11 protein-coding genes and 1 tRNA gene are annotated in these 13,983 nt (G+C 74.4%); 11 read left to right on the forward strand and 1 reads right to left on the reverse strand.

The genetic code is table 11. The features are described 5' to 3' along the window. Positions 1 to 211 precede the first annotated feature (211 nt). Complete coding sequence (locus HMPREF3099_RS07685) at positions 212 to 910, forward strand: MBL fold metallo-hydrolase (protein WP_070705437.1); 699 nt, start codon at positions 212 to 214, stop codon at positions 908 to 910. Here HMPREF3099_RS07685 and HMPREF3099_RS07690 read toward each other — a convergent pair. Continuing rightward, on the reverse strand, positions 892 to 1,512 hold the full coding sequence (locus tag HMPREF3099_RS07690) for a hypothetical protein (protein ID WP_070705438.1): 621 nt from the start codon (positions 1,510 to 1,512) through the stop codon (positions 892 to 894). The two genes, HMPREF3099_RS07685 and HMPREF3099_RS07690, sit on opposite strands and share 19 nt — an antisense overlap. A 27-nt stretch (positions 1,513 to 1,539) precedes the next feature. On the opposite strand from HMPREF3099_RS07690, the gene HMPREF3099_RS07695 reads away from it, so the two are divergent. The 10 genes from HMPREF3099_RS07695 (at position 1,540) to HMPREF3099_RS07740 (ending at position 13,933) form a co-directional block, all read left to right on the forward strand. Further along, on the forward strand, positions 1,540 to 2,493 hold the full coding sequence (locus HMPREF3099_RS07695) for a site-specific tyrosine recombinase XerD (protein ID WP_070705439.1): 954 nt from the start codon (positions 1,540 to 1,542) through the stop codon (positions 2,491 to 2,493). A gap of 130 nt (positions 2,494 to 2,623) precedes the next feature. After that, complete coding sequence (locus HMPREF3099_RS07700; protein WP_070705440.1) at positions 2,624 to 3,586, forward strand: ParA family protein; 963 nt, start codon at positions 2,624 to 2,626, stop codon at positions 3,584 to 3,586. A 21-nt stretch (positions 3,587 to 3,607) separates the two neighbouring features. Continuing rightward, positions 3,608 to 4,474 carry a segregation and condensation protein A gene (locus tag HMPREF3099_RS07705; protein ID WP_237769796.1) on the forward strand — a complete coding sequence of 289 codons (867 nt, stop codon included), beginning with the start codon at positions 3,608 to 3,610 and terminating at the stop codon, positions 4,472 to 4,474. Further along, positions 4,467 to 5,219, forward strand: coding sequence for an SMC-Scp complex subunit ScpB (gene scpB, locus HMPREF3099_RS07710; protein WP_083323616.1), 753 nt, complete (start codon positions 4,467 to 4,469; stop codon positions 5,217 to 5,219). The genes HMPREF3099_RS07705 and scpB overlap by 8 nt, the downstream gene beginning before the upstream one ends. Further along, on the forward strand, positions 5,216 to 6,070 hold the full coding sequence (locus HMPREF3099_RS07715) for a pseudouridine synthase (RefSeq protein WP_070705441.1): 855 nt from the start codon (positions 5,216 to 5,218) through the stop codon (positions 6,068 to 6,070). The genes scpB and HMPREF3099_RS07715 overlap by 4 nt, the downstream gene beginning before the upstream one ends. Then, on the forward strand, positions 6,070 to 6,822 hold the full coding sequence (gene cmk, locus HMPREF3099_RS12925) for a (d)CMP kinase (protein ID WP_070705447.1): 753 nt from the start codon (positions 6,070 to 6,072) through the stop codon (positions 6,820 to 6,822). The genes HMPREF3099_RS07715 and cmk overlap by 1 nt, the downstream gene beginning before the upstream one ends. Beyond that, a complete protein-coding gene (der, locus tag HMPREF3099_RS12930; protein WP_083323617.1) occupies positions 6,819 to 8,363 on the forward strand; it encodes a ribosome biogenesis GTPase Der in 1,545 nt (514 codons plus the stop codon). The genes cmk and der overlap by 4 nt, the downstream gene beginning before the upstream one ends. Positions 8,364 to 8,465: 102 nt before the next feature. After that, a tRNA-Pro gene (locus HMPREF3099_RS07730) sits at positions 8,466 to 8,542 on the forward strand. A 139-nt stretch (positions 8,543 to 8,681) separates the two neighbouring features. Further along, positions 8,682 to 12,557, forward strand: a complete 3,876-nt coding sequence (locus HMPREF3099_RS07735) for a Pls/PosA family non-ribosomal peptide synthetase (RefSeq protein ID WP_070705442.1) — start codon at positions 8,682 to 8,684, stop codon at positions 12,555 to 12,557. A gap of 59 nt (positions 12,558 to 12,616) precedes the next feature. After that, positions 12,617 to 13,933 (forward strand): M1 family metallopeptidase, encoded by a 1,317-nt coding sequence (locus HMPREF3099_RS07740; protein WP_070705443.1) that lies wholly within the window; start codon positions 12,617 to 12,619, stop codon positions 13,931 to 13,933. Positions 13,934 to 13,983 lie beyond the last annotated feature (50 nt).

Raw genomic sequence — 13,983 nt, forward strand, 5'->3', positions numbered from 1 at the left:
TGCCGCGTCGGTGGGCGCCTGCTCCTGGCCGGCCGGGGTGCCCTCGGGGCCCTCGGGGGTGGACGTGGTCTGATCAGCCGCGTTCATGGTTGCCTCTCTCGGCGGACGGTTCGCTCGGGCCAGTCTAGGTAGTCGCCGTGGCCCGGGTGCGCCAAGGTGCGTGGGGCGCGCCGCCGGTGGTCCGCGGGTGCGCCCGCCTACGCTGGCGGCCATGTTCACCCTCGCCATCCCGGCCACCGCCTTCGGCACCAACTGCTACGTCGTGGCCCCCGAGGCCGGGGAGGAGTGCGTCGTCATCGACCCCGGGTTCGGGGTGGTCGACCGCCTGCGGGAGGCGCTGCGCGAGAACGGCCTGCGCCCCGCGGCGGTGCTGCTCACGCACGGGCACCTGGACCACACCGTGAGCGTCACGCCGGTCTGCGGCGGCACCGTGGGCGCCTACGTGCACACCGACGACCGCTACCGGCTCACCGACCCGCGCAAGGGCCTCTCGGAACCGATGTGGGCGATGCTGCAGCGCGAGTACGGCGGCTCGTTCACCTGGGCCGAGCCGGAGGTCGCGCACGAGGTCACCGACCGGGCCACCCTCGAGTTGGCCGGCATGACCTGGCAGGTGCGCCACGCCCCGGGGCACACCGAGGGCAGCGTGCTCTACGACGTCCAGAAGGTGCCCGAGCAGGTGCGCCGCGCCGGCTCGGACCTGCAGGCCAGCTCGTTCACCGGCGACGTGCTGTTCGCCGGTTCGATCGGCCGCACCGACCTGCCGGGCGGGGACCCGGTGGCCATGCAGCGCTCCCTGCGCGAGGTGGTGCTGCCCACGCCGGACGCCACGATGGTGCTGCCGGGGCACGGACGCCCCAGCACGATGGCCCACGAGCGGGCCAGCAACCCCTACCTGCGGGACCTCTGAGGCAGCTGCACCCCGAGCTCCCGTGCCTGGGCGCGGGCCAGCTCGTGCACGACCTCCTCGTCGCCGCGCCGCCAGGCGGCCACGGGGTCGCGGTCGATGGAGGCCAGTGTGCCCACCGGCAGCGTGGCCAGCCCGCGCAGGGCGAGCAGGGCCTCGGGGTCGTCCACGCGCCGGAGGTTGGCGGCGGTGGCCGCCGAGCGCACCGCGAAGTGCAGGCGCACCGGCAGCCAGACCAGCAGGGCGGTGAGCACCGGCAGGCCGGTGACCGCGAGCCACATCGTGTCGGCCAGCCGCTCCCCGGAGGCCAGCAGCTCCCGGCCGGTCTCGGTCACCGGGTCGCCCACGCCCAGCAGCCCGTCGAGCACGCCCGAGGCGAGGTCGCCCACCAGCGGCAGATCGGACAGGCGCTGGTCGGCTCCCTGGACGCCGTCGTTGATGCGGTCGCCGCTCTCCACGAGGCGCTCGGCGGGGGCGAAGCGCTCGAGCACGTGGTGGTGCGCCGCGCGGCCGACGAGGACCCACAGCAGGGTCCACCCGGCCATGGCGAGGTCGGAGAGCACCTGCACGGACCGACGGGCGGGGGCGGAGGAGTACCAGGCCATGGGGCCAGCCTGCCTCACACTGGGGGGATGAGGAGCAATGGGCCGACGGGCGTGGACGGGCCACTGTGGCCGGCGGTGGAGGAGTGGCTGGCCCACCTGTCGGTGGAGCGGGGGTTGGCCGCCAACACCCTCGCGGCCTACCGGCGCGACCTCGTGGTCTGGGTGCGCTTCCTGCAGGAGGCCGGGTGCCGGGAGTGGGCGGCGGTGACCACGCAGGACGTCCGCGACCACCTGCAGGCGCTGGCGGCCTCGGGACGGGCTCGGTCGTCGGTGACGCGGATGCTCGTGGCGGTGCGCCGCTTCCACGCCTTCGCCCTGCTGGAGGGCTGGGTCCCCGCCGACGTGGCCGCCGACGTGACCCCGCCGAGCACGGGCCAGCGCCTGCCCAAGGCGCTCTCGGTGCAGGAGGTGACCCGGCTGCTGGAGGCCACCGCCCCGGTGGAGGGGGGCGCCGCGCCGCGGGAGCTGGCCCTGGCCCGCCGGGACCGGGCGCTGCTCGAGCTGCTCTACGGCACCGGCGCGCGGGTGTCCGAGGTGACCGGGCTCGACGTGGACGACGTGGACCTCCGGGGACGCGTGGTGCGCCTGCTGGGCAAGGGCGGCAAGGAGCGCCACGTGCCGTTGGGTGGGGCGGCGGCCCAGGCCGTGGGCGACTGGTTGGCGGCGGGTCGTTCCGTGCTGGCGGCGAGCGGGGGTGCCGGTGCGGCGCTGCTGCTCAACCAGCGGGGGCGCCGGCTGGGGCGGCAGTCAGCCTGGGCCGTGGTGGCCGAGGCCGGTGAGCGGGCGGGCCTGGGGGAGCGGCTGGGGCCGCACACCCTGCGCCACAGCTACGCCACGCACCTCATGGCCGGCGGCGCGGACGTGCGCGTGGTGCAGGAGCTGCTGGGGCACGCGTCGGTCACCACCACCCAGATCTACACGCGGGTGACCCCCGGTCACCTCCGCGAGGTCTTCCAGGCGACCCACCCACGCGCTCGATGACGTCACGAAGCGAGGAGAGGGCATGACCCTGAGGTCGAGGGTCACCCACGGGTCGAGTTGAGGATGAGGGGGCGACGGTGCCTCGGGTGCGCCTGTAGGGTTGCCCCGTCGATCAGGAGAGGAAGGCACCGTGAGCGAACGCTCGGACACCCAGGACCACGCCGCGGCCACGCAGCTGCCGCTCGAGGGAGTCGAGGCCGCGGCGGCGACCGAGGCGCCGGTTGCTGCGCCGCGGGTGTCCCGCGCCGTGGCCCTGGCGGAGAACCCCCGCCTGGACGACTTCCCCCGGCCGCCGGAGCTGACCTCTCACGGCCCTGCCCGCGTCATCGCCCTGTGCAACCAGAAGGGCGGGGTGGGCAAGACGACCACCACCATCAACCTGGGTGCTGCCCTGGCCGAGATGGGGCGCCGGGTGCTGCTCGTGGACTTCGACCCCCAGGGCGCCCTCTCGGTGGGCCTCGGCGTGCGCTCCTCCGGCTCGGAGCACAGCGTCTACGACCTGCTCATGCGCCCGGCCCGCGAGCTCGACGTGCACGACGTCATCCGGACCACGAGCACCCCGGGCCTGGACGTGCTGCCCGCCGACATCGACCTCTCGGCCGCCGAGGTGCAGCTGGTCAACGAGGTGGCCCGCGAGCAGGTGCTCGAGCGCGCGCTGCGCCCGGTGCTCGAGGAGTACGACGCCATCCTCATCGACTGCCAGCCGTCGCTGGGCCTGCTCACCGTGAACGCGCTCACCGCCGCCCACGGCGTGATCATCCCGCTGGAGACCGAGTACTTCGCCCTGCGCGGCGTGGCGCTGCTGGTGGAGACCATCGAGAAGATCACCGACCGCCTCAACCCCCTGCTGCAGATCGACGGCATCCTGCCCACGATGGTGGACGGCCGCACCCTGCACAGCCGCGAGGTCGTGGCCAGCGTCACCGACCACTTCGGCGAGCTGGTCTTCACCACCCCCATCCGTCGCACGGTGAAGTTCCCCGACGCCACCCTGGCCGCCGAGCCCATCACCCGCTACGCCCCGCACCACACGGCCGCCTACGCCTACCGCCGCCTGGCCCGCGAGCTCATCGCCCGCGGCGCGGTGGCCTGAGCCATCGGCCACACTGCCCCCGTGACCGACCTGCCCCCACCCGCTGCCGGGACCACCCCCGGCGGCATGCTGACCCACCGGCGGCCGGTGCCCTTCCACGTGCACCAGTCGGCCTACGAGGGGCCCTTCGACCTGCTGCTCGGCCTCATCGCCAAGCACCGGCTGGACGTCACCGAGATCGCCCTGGCACAGGTGACCGACGAGTTCATCGCCCACCTGCGCGAGGCCCAGCGGGCCGCCTCGGAGGCCGAGGCCGGTGGGGACCGCGCCGCCTCGGCCTGGCTGCTGGGGGAGCTCTCGGAGTTCCTCGTGGTGGCCTCCACGCTGCTGGAGCTCAAGGCCAACCGCCTGCTGCCGGCCGAGACGCGCTCGGAGGTGGAGGACCTCGAGTTCATCGAGGCCCGCGACGTGCTCTTCGCCCGCCTGCTGCAGTACCGCGCCTACAAGCAGGTGGCGGCGTGGATGGCCGAGCGCACCGGCCAGGCGGGCGGGGCGGTGCCGCGCATGGCAGGCCTGGAGGAGCGCTTCGCCGCCGTGCTGCCCGACCTGGTGATGACCGTCACCCCCGACCAGCTCGCGATGGTGGCCGCCGGGGCGCTCAGCCCCCGCCCGGAGCCGGTGGTGGGAGTCGAGCACCTCCACGCCCCCACCGTGAGCGTCACCGAGCAGGTGAGCCTCATGTCCGCGCGGCTGCGGGAGGCCGGGCGGCTGACCTTCGCCGAGCTCATCGGGGACGCCGCGACCCGGCTGGAGGTGGTGGGCCGTTTCCTCGGGGTGCTGGAGATGCTCCGGTCGGGGACGGTCGACGTGACCCAGTCGGCACCCCTGGGCCCGATGGAGGTCGTCTGGTCGCCGGGTGCGACCGGGCACACTGGACCCCGTGAGTGACCCGACCGTGACCGCCCCCGACGAGGCCCCCTCCTGGGCCGACGACCTGCCCGCCGCGCTCGAGGCCGTGCTCATGGTCGTGGACGAGCCCGTGCCGGCCGCCGACCTCGCCGAGGGCCTGGGCGCCCCGGTCGAGGAGGTCCGGGCCACCCTGGAGCGCCTCGCCGAGGAGTACACCGAGGCCGGCCGCGGCTTCGACCTGCGGCAGGTGGCCGGCGCCTGGCGGATGTACTCGCGCCCCGCCTACTCCGAGGCCGTGGAGCGCTTCCTCGTGGGCGGCCGGCAGGCGCGGCTCACGCAGGCGGCGTTGGAGACGCTCGCCGTCATCGCGTACCGTCAGCCGATCAGTCGCGGCCGGGTGGCCGCGGTGCGCGGCGTCAACGTGGACGGTGTGGTCCGGACCCTCGTGGCGCGCGGCCTCATCGCCGAGGTGGGCGCCGAACCCAGTGGGGCGGTGCTCTACGGCACCACCCACCAGTTCCTCGAGCGGATGGGGCTGGCCGACCTGGCCGAGCTCCCCGACCTCGCGCCCTTCCTCCCCGACGCCGGGGACGTCGACGCCATCGCCGAGGGTCTGGGTGCCCCGCGTCGGCCCGGCGCCCGGGAGACCGAGGCCGCACCGGAAGGTGGCGCCGCCCCGGAGGGCGATGTCGCGCCCGACCCCGGGGCCGTACCCGAGCCCGACCCGCACGACACCGCGCCCGAGGACGGGCCGACCCAGCAGCAGGAGAGTGAGCAGTCATGACACGCCGTGAGAACGCACCCCGTCGCGCCAGCGGCCAGGGCAAGCGGGGCACGGGCGGCTTCGGCCCGGTGCGCAAGCGCCGCGTCCGCCCCACCGCCGCACAGGCCGACCACGACGTGCACACCGCCGACGGCGAGCGCCTGCAGAAGGTTCTGGCCGCCGCCGGGCTGGGCTCCCGCCGCGCGTGCGAGCAGATGATCGCCGACGGTCGCGTGGAGGTGGACGGCGTGCCGGTGACCGAGCTGGGCGTGCGCATCGACACCTCGCGCCAGAAGGTGGCCGTCGACGGCCTGCCGGTGCAGACCGACGACTCCAAGGTCTACCTGGTGTTCAACAAGCCGGTGGGCGTCATCTCCACCATGGAGGACGACGAGGGCCGCCTCTCGGTGGGCGACTACACCTTCACCCGCAAGGAGCGCCTCTTCCACGTGGGCCGGCTCGACCAGGAGACCTCCGGCCTGCTGCTGCTCACCAACGACGGCGACTTCGCCCACCGCATGCAGCACCCCAGCTTCCAGGTGCTCAAGACCTACGTGGCCAAGGTGCCCGGCCCGGTGGCCAAGGGCCTGGGCAACACCTTGCGCGAGGGGGTGGAGCTCGACGACGGGCTGGTCAAGGTCGACCAGTTCTCGGTCATCGACTCCCAGCCCGGGTGGGCGCTGGTGCAGCTGGTGATCCACGAGGGCAAGAAGCACGTGGTGCGCCGCCTGCTGGAGGCCGTCGGCCACCCCGTGGAGGAGCTCGTGCGCACGCAGGTGGGCGAGGTCCGCCTCGGCGACCTGCGCCCGGGCAAGATGCGCGCGGTGACGCCCGACGAGCTGGCCCGCACGATGAAGCTGGTGGACCTGTGATGCGCCTGCCCTACTCCGCCACCCGACGCCACCCCCGCATCGCCGACCTGGACGTGCCGGTGACCGTGGCCATCGACGGCCCGTCGGGCTCCGGCAAGTCCACTGTGGCCCGCACCGTGGCCATGGCCTTCGACCTGGCCTACCTGGACACCGGGGCGATGTTCCGCGCGCTCACCTGGGCGGCACTGGATGCGGGCGTCGACCTGCGCGACGTGGACGCCGTGGCTCACCTTTCCCGCACCGCGCCGCTGCACCAGTCCACCGACCCGGCGCAGCCCGGCGTCTGGGTGGGCCAGGAGAACGTGGGCCGCGCCATCCGCGAGAGCCGCATCTCCTCGCAGGTCTCCGCGGTGGCCACCAACCTCGACGTCCGCGGCGAGCTGGCCCGCCGGCAGCGGGAGATCATCGCCGGCACACACGCCGCGGGCCGCGGCATCGTGGCCGAGGGGCGCGACATCACCACCGTCATCGCGCCCGACGCGCGGGTGCGGATCCTGCTGACCGCCAGCGAGGAGGCCCGCCTGGCCCGCCGCCAGCGGCAGACCGGCGGCAAGGCCGTCTCGGCGGCCACCCGTGACGAGGTGGTGCGCCGCGACCGCGACGACTCCACCGTCTCGAACTTCACCACCGCCGCCGACGGCGTCACCACCATCGACACCTCCGACCTGGACCTGCCCGGTTCGGTGGAGGCCGTCGTCTCGGTGGTGCTCGACCGCGCCGGCACCGGCTCGACCCCCGAGGGAGCAGCATGACCGAGCACGACGACCAGACCCTGCCCGAGGACGGCCCCGAGGTGGAGTACGTGGTGCCGGACGACCCGGCGGTGCTCGAGGAGGCCACGGCGCCGGACACCGAGGTGGAGACCGCCTACGCCACCGCGCTGCGGGCCGGGCTGGAGGAGTTCGAGCTCGACGCCGAGGACGCCGCGCTCATCGAGGGCGGTGACGGGTTCGACGAGTACGGCAACCAGGTCACCTCACTGCCGGTGGTGGCCATCGTGGGCCGCCCGAACGTGGGCAAGTCCACCCTGGTCAACCGCATCCTGGGCCGCCGCGAGGCCGTGGTGCAGGACGAGCCGGGCGTGACCCGCGACCGCGTGACCTACCCGGCGGAGTGGAACGGCACGCCGTTCATGGTCATGGACACCGGTGGCTGGGAGCTGGACGCCAAGGGCATCCAGCGTCACGTGGCCCAGCAGGCCGAGGTGGCCGTGGAGCTCGCCGACGTCATCGTGTTCGTCGTGGACGCCACCGTCGGTGCCACCGACGCCGACGAGGACGTGGTGAGGTTGCTGCGCCGCGCGGACAAGCCGGTGCTCCTCGTGGCCAACAAGGTGGACGACGTGCACCTGGAGGGCGAGGCCGCCGCGCTGTGGAACATGGGCCTGGGTCAGCCGTGGCCGGTCTCGGCGCTGCACGGCAAGGGCTCGGGCGACCTGCTCGACGAGATCCTCGCGCCCCTCCCCGACGAGCCGGCCTCCGATGCCGGGCGCGTCGTGGGCGGGCCGCGTCGGGTGGCGCTGCTGGGCCGCCCCAACGTGGGCAAGTCCTCGCTGCTCAACCGGCTGGCGGGGGAGGACCGCGTGGTGGTGGACAACGTGGCCGGTACCACCCGCGACCCGGTGGACGAGTACATCCAGCTGGGCGGGCGCACGTGGATGTTCGTGGACACCGCCGGCATCCGGCGCCGCGTGCACCAGACCCGCGGCGTGGACTTCTACGCCTCCCTGCGCACGCAGAGCGCACTGGAGAAGGCCGAGGTGGCCGTCGTCCTCATCGATGCCGGGGTGGAGATCGCCGAGCAGGACATCCGCGTGGTGCAGCAGGTCATCGACTCCGGCCGTGCGCTGGTGATCGCCTACAACAAGTGGGACACCACCGACGACGAGCGCCGCCACTACCTGGAGCGCGAGATCGAGCGCGAGCTGGTGCAGGTGCCGTGGGCGCCGCGGGTCAACATGTCCGCGGCCACCGGGCGCCACGTGGACCGCCTCGTGCCGGCGCTGGACACCGCCCTGGAGAGCTGGGACGCGCGCATCCCCACCGGCCGCCTCAACTCGTTCCTCGGCGAGGTGGTGGCCGCCCACCCGCACCCGGTGCGCTCGGGCAAGCAGCCGCGCATCCTGTTCGCCACCCAGGCCAGCAGCCGCCCGCCCACGTTCGTGGTGTTCGCCTCGGGCTTCCTGGAGCACTCCTACCGGCGCTTCCTGGAGCGCAAGCTGCGGGAGCGCTTCGGCTTCGAGGGCAGCCCCATCGAGATCTCGGTGCGCGTCCGGGAGCGCCGCCGCCGCTGAGCGCACCCACCACCGGGCCCCGCAGGCACCACGCCGAGGGGGCTGGTTGGGGGAGAGCCCGCCCGATGGGTTATGGTTCTCTCCGCTCCGCACGCGGGGCATCGGGCTGTGGCGCAGTTTGGTAGCGCACTTGACTGGGGGTCAAGGGGTCGCAGGTTCAAATCCTGTCAGCCCGACCAGTGGGAGCCCCACCTCCGGGTGGGGCTCCTTTGCTGCGCGCACGCCCCGGCGTGCCGTGCCGACGGGTCCCCGCCGGCGCCCCGGCAGGGCCCCCGTCCGCCGGGTTCGTCCCCACTCCGTTGCTGGGAGGATCCAGCCATGACCACCGCCCCGACGCCCCCCGAGCAGGACCCGCTGCGCGCCGGCCACCTCGCCCCCGCGCCGCGCACCCTGGTGGACCTCTTCCTCGAGACCGTCGAGAGCTTTGGTGACGCGCCCGCCGTCGCCGCCGGCGGCAGCGTGCTCACCTACGACGAGTTCCACGAGGCCTCCGCCGAGCTCGCCGCGCGCCTCGCGGAGCTCGGCATCGGCGCCGGCGACAAGGTGGGCGTCCGCGTCCCCTCGGGCACGGCGGACCTCTACGTGGCGATCATGGGCGTGCTGCTGGCCGGTGCGGCCTACGTGCCGGTGGACGCCGACGACCCCGACGAGCGCGCCCGCACCGTCTTCGAGGAGTCGCAGGCCGCCGCCGTGGTGGGCGCCGACCTCGTGATCTCCTCCCGGCTGGACGCACACCGCGAGCCGGTCGAGCCCGCCCTGCCGGACCTGGCGGACGACTGCTGGGTGATCTTCACCTCGGGCTCCACGGGCAAGCCCAAGGGCGTGGCCGTCACGCACCGCTCCGCGGCCGCCTTCGTCGATGCCGAGTCGCGCCTCTTCCTGCAGGGGGCCCCCATCGGGCCCGGCGACCGGGTCATGGCCGGCCTGTCGGTGGCCTTCGACGCCAGCTGCGAGGAGATGTGGCTGGCCTGGGCGCACGGGGCCTGCCTGGTGCCCGCCCCGCGCTCCCTGGTGCGCTCCGGTGTGGACCTGGGCCCGTGGCTCGTGGCCAACGACATCACCGTGGTCTCCACCGTGCCCACGCTGGTCTCCATGTGGCCGGCCGAGGCGATGGACCGGGTGCGCCTGCTCATCGTGGGCGGGGAGGCCTGCCCGCCGGAGCTCGGCGCGCGCTTCGCCACCGACACCCGCGAGGTGTGGAACACGTACGGGCCCACCGAGGCCACCGTGGTGGCCTGCGCCGCGCAGGTGACGGCCGAGCCGCCGGTGCGTATCGGCCTGCCGCTGGACGGGTGGGACCTGGCGGTCGTCGACGCCGAGGGGCAGCCGGTCGCCCCCGGCGAGGAGGGTGAGCTGATCATCGGCGGCGTCGGCCTGGCGCGCTACCTGGACCCTGCCAAGGACGCCGAGAAGTACGCCCCGATGCCGACGCTCGGCTGGGAGCGCGCCTACCGGTCGGGTGACGTGGTGGTCAACGACCCCGCCGGGCTGCTCTTCCGTGGCCGCGCGGACGACCAGGTGAAGGTGGGCGGGCGCCGCATCGAGCTGGGGGAGATCGACTCCGCGCTGCTGCAGCTGCCGGGCGTGGCGGGCGCCGCCGCGGCGATCCGCAGGACCGAGTCGGGCAACACCCTCATCGTGGGCTACCTGACGGTGGACGAGGCCTTCGACCGCGCGGCCTCCCTGGCCCGCCTGCGCGCCGACATGCCCGGCGCCCTCGTGCCGCGCCTGGCCGTGGTGCCGGACCTTCCCACCCGCACCAGCGGCAAGATCGACCGCGACGCCCTGCCGTGGCCACTGCCCGAGGAGGAGGGCGCCGGCGACAGCGCCCTGGACGAGACCGGGCAGTGGCTGGCCGACATCTGGAACACCGTGCTGGGCGCCCGGCCGACCAGCCCCGACGAGGACTTCTTCGAGCTGGGCGGCGGGTCGCTCACCGCGGCGCAGATCGTGGCCCGCGTCCGTGAGCGGTACGTCAACGCGACGGTGGCCGACGTCTACGAGCACCACACCATCGGTGCCTTCGCCAGCTGGCTGCAGGGACTGGACGGCCCCACCGGCCGCCTCAACGAGCAGGTGCCCCCGGTGGGCCGCGGCGTGCAGGCCGTGCAGCTGCTGGCCCTGCTGGGGCTGCGCACGCTCACCGGTCTGCGGTGGGTGTTCTGGGTGGCCCTGGGGGCCCGCGTGCTGGACCTCCTGGGCTGGGAGGCGGCCTCGCTCGTGCCGATGGCGCCCTGGTGGGCGCTCGGCCTGGGCTGGGTGCTCCTCGTGCTGCCCGCCGGCCGCATGGCCCTGGCCGCCCTCGCGGCCCGGGTGCTGCTGGCCGGGGTGCGCCCCGGTACCCACCCGCGGGGCGGCGGCGTGCACCTGCGCCTGTGGCTCGCCGAGCGCTTCGCCGACGAGGCGGGCGCGGGCCTGGTCTCCGGTGCCGGGCTCGTGCGCTGGTACGCCCGCCTGCTCGGCTGCCGGGTGGGGCGCGGCGTGGACCTGCACGCCATGCCGCCGATCACCGGCCACCTCACGCTGGGTGAGGGCTGCGCGGTGGAGCCCGAGGTGGACCTGCAGGGTCACTGGGTGGACGGCGCGACCCTGCACGTGGGCCCCATCGAGGTGGGGGAGCGAGCCCGCATCGGCGCCCGATCCACCCTCGTGGGCGGTGCCCGCGTCGGCGCCGACGCCGAGGTGGCCCCCGGGTCCACCGTGTTCGGGGACGTGCCCGCCGGCGAGCGGTGGTCGGGCTCCCCGGCCATCCGCGCCGGCCAGGCCCGTGGCCCGTGGGCCGACGCCCCGCGCCGCCGCCCGGTCTACACCGGTCTCTACGCCCTCACGGGCGTGCTCATCTCGCTGCTGCCGCTCGTGGCCACGCTCGTCGGCGGACTGGTGCTCTGGCGCCCGCTGGCCGGGGCCGACTCGCTGGGAGAGGCCGTCCGCACCGCCCTGCTCTGGCTGCCGCTGGCGGGCCTGGCGGGCTACGCCACCCTCGCGCTGCTCATCCTCGTGCTGGTGCGTCTGGCCGGCATCGGCCTGCAGGGCGGCCACCACCCCACGCAGAGCCGCCGCGCCCTGCAGGCCTGGGCCACGCTGCGCCTCATGGACGAGGCCCGCACCTGGCTGTTCCCCATGTACGCCGGCGCCATCACCACGCTCTGGCTGCGCCTCCTGGGCGCCCGCATGGGCAAGGACGCCGAGGCCTCCACGGTGCTCATGATCCCCAGCCTCACCCGGGTGGGTGCCGGGGCCTTCCTCGCCGACGACACGCTCATCGGCGGGTACGAGCTCGGCGGTGGCTGGATGCGCGTCGAGCGTGTGAAGATCGGCCGCGGGGCCTTCGTGGGCAACTCCGGCATGACCGCGCCGGGCCGCAAGGTGCCCAAGAAGTCTCTGGTGGCGGTGCTCTCGGCCGCGCCGCGCCGCAAGAAGGCCAAGGCCGGCGCCTCCTGGGTGGGCTCGCCGCCGGAGAAGCTGCGCCGCGCCCCCTCCCAGGTCGACGCGGCACGCACCTACGCCCCGCCGCGCCACCTGCGCGTGCTGCGGGCGATGGTGGAGTCCTGCCGCGTGCTCGCGCTGCTGGCGCACCTGGTGCTGCACCTGCTGGGTGCCGCGGCCCTCTGCTGGCTCGCCGCCCGATGGGGCTGGGGCGCCGCCGCGGCCGCCTCCGGTCTGGTGCTGCTCGCCTGCGGTGTCCTCGCCGTGCTGGTGGCGGTGGTGGCCAAGTGGCTGCTCGTGGGGCGCTGGAAGCCCTCGGAGCACCCGCTGTGGTCCGGCATGGTCTGGCGCGGTGAGCTCGCCGACGCGTTCGTGGAGTCCGTGGCCGTGCCGTGGATGCTGCGCGCCGTCCCGGGCACCGCCCTGCTGAACCTGTACTTCCGGGTCATGGGTGCCCGCGTGGGCCGTGGCGTGTGGTGCGAGACCTACTGGCTGCCCGAGCACGACCTCATCGAGCTGGGCGCCGGTGCCACGGTCAACCGCGGCTGCGTCGTGCAGACCCACCTCTTCCACGACCGCGTGCTGGCCATGGACACGGTGCGCCTGCGGGCCGGGTCCACCGTGGGCCCCAACTCGGTGGTGCTCCCCGCCTCCACCCTGGGCCGCGACGCGACCGTGGGACCGGGCTCCCTGGTGATGCGCGGCGAGTCCGCGCCCGACCGCACCCGGTGGGTCGGCAACCCCATCGGCCCGTGGGTCGAGGACTAGGCTGACGCCTTCCCCCGAGCCCGAAGACCACCCGACGAACCCTCTGCGAACAGGCGCCCATGACCCACCCCGACCCGTACCTGCGCGGCCACGGCGACACCCGCTACCGCGTCCACCACTACGACCTGCAGCTCACCTACGCCGTGGTGACCAACCGCCTCGACGAGCGGGCGCGGCTGCACGTCGAGGTCGTCGAGCCGACCCACCACCTGAAGGTCGACCTGCGCGGCCTCCAGCTGGGCGGTGCCACCGTCGACGGTGCCCCGGCCAGGTACCGGCGCACCAGCGGTGGCTGGTCGGTCGCCGTCGGGGACCGGCGGGCCGGGGAGCGGCTCGTGCTGGAGCTCAAGGTGTCCGGCAAGCCGCGCCCGGTGCCCGGCACCCACGGTGAGGCCGGGTGGGAGGAGCTGACCGACGGCTCGATGGTGGGCTCGCAGCCGCAGGGCGCGCCGTCGTGGTTCCCGTGCAACAACGACGCCGCCGACAAGGCCACGTACCGCATCGAGGTGCTCACCGACGCCCACTACCAGGTGGTGGCCAACGGTACCCGCACCGTCTGCGAGCGCCAGGGGCGCCGCACCCGCTGGGTGTACGAGATGGACCGCCCGATGTCGCCCTACCTGGCCACCCTGCAGGTCGGCCGCTACGTGGAGACGCCCTGCGAGGCGTCGGTCCCGGTGAGCATCGTCCACCCGCCGACGGTCCGGGTGGGGGAGGGCACCTCGCTCGAGCACCAGGGGCGCATGGTCGACTTCCTCAGCGGGCTGTTCGGCCCCTACCCCTTCGCGCAGTACCGCGCGGTGGTGGTGGACGACGACCTGGAGATCCCGCTGGAGGCCCAGGGTCTGAGCACCTTCGGCCGCAACTACGTCGAGGCGGTCTGGGAGAACGAGCGCCTGGTGGCCCACGAGCTGGCCCACCAGTGGTTCGGCAACGCCGTCACCGGTGAGCTGCTGCGCGACATCTGGCTGCACGAGGGCTTCGCCTGCTACGCCGAGTGGCTGTGGTCCGACCATCGCCGCACCTGGGAGCCCGGCCCCTCCGTGCAGGAGCAGGCCGCCCGGCACCACGCCGAGCTCGAGGACCTGCCGGCCGGGGTGACCCTCGCGGCCCCCACCATGCGCCGCATGTTCGACGACTGGGTCTACAAGCGGGGCGCGCTCACCCTCCACGCGCTGCGCGCCGTGGTGGGCGACGAGACCTTCTTCGACCTGCTGCGCACCTGGGTGCAGGCGCACTCCGGCGGCACGGCCAGCACGGCCCAGTTCGTGGCCCACTGCGTGCAGGGGTCCGGTGCGCAGGGCGCCCTGGTGGAACAGACCCTCCACGCCTGGCTGCACGAGCCGCAGTTGCCGCCGCTGCCCGAGCTGGCCTGAGCCCGGGCACCGCCCGGGCGCGAGGTGCCGCGCGGCTCAGTGCCAGACGA

Origin of the sequence: Kytococcus sp. HMSC28H12, from assembly GCF_001816045.1 — a bacterium.
Classification (GTDB): domain Bacteria; phylum Actinomycetota; class Actinomycetes; order Actinomycetales; family Dermatophilaceae; genus Kytococcus; species Kytococcus schroeteri.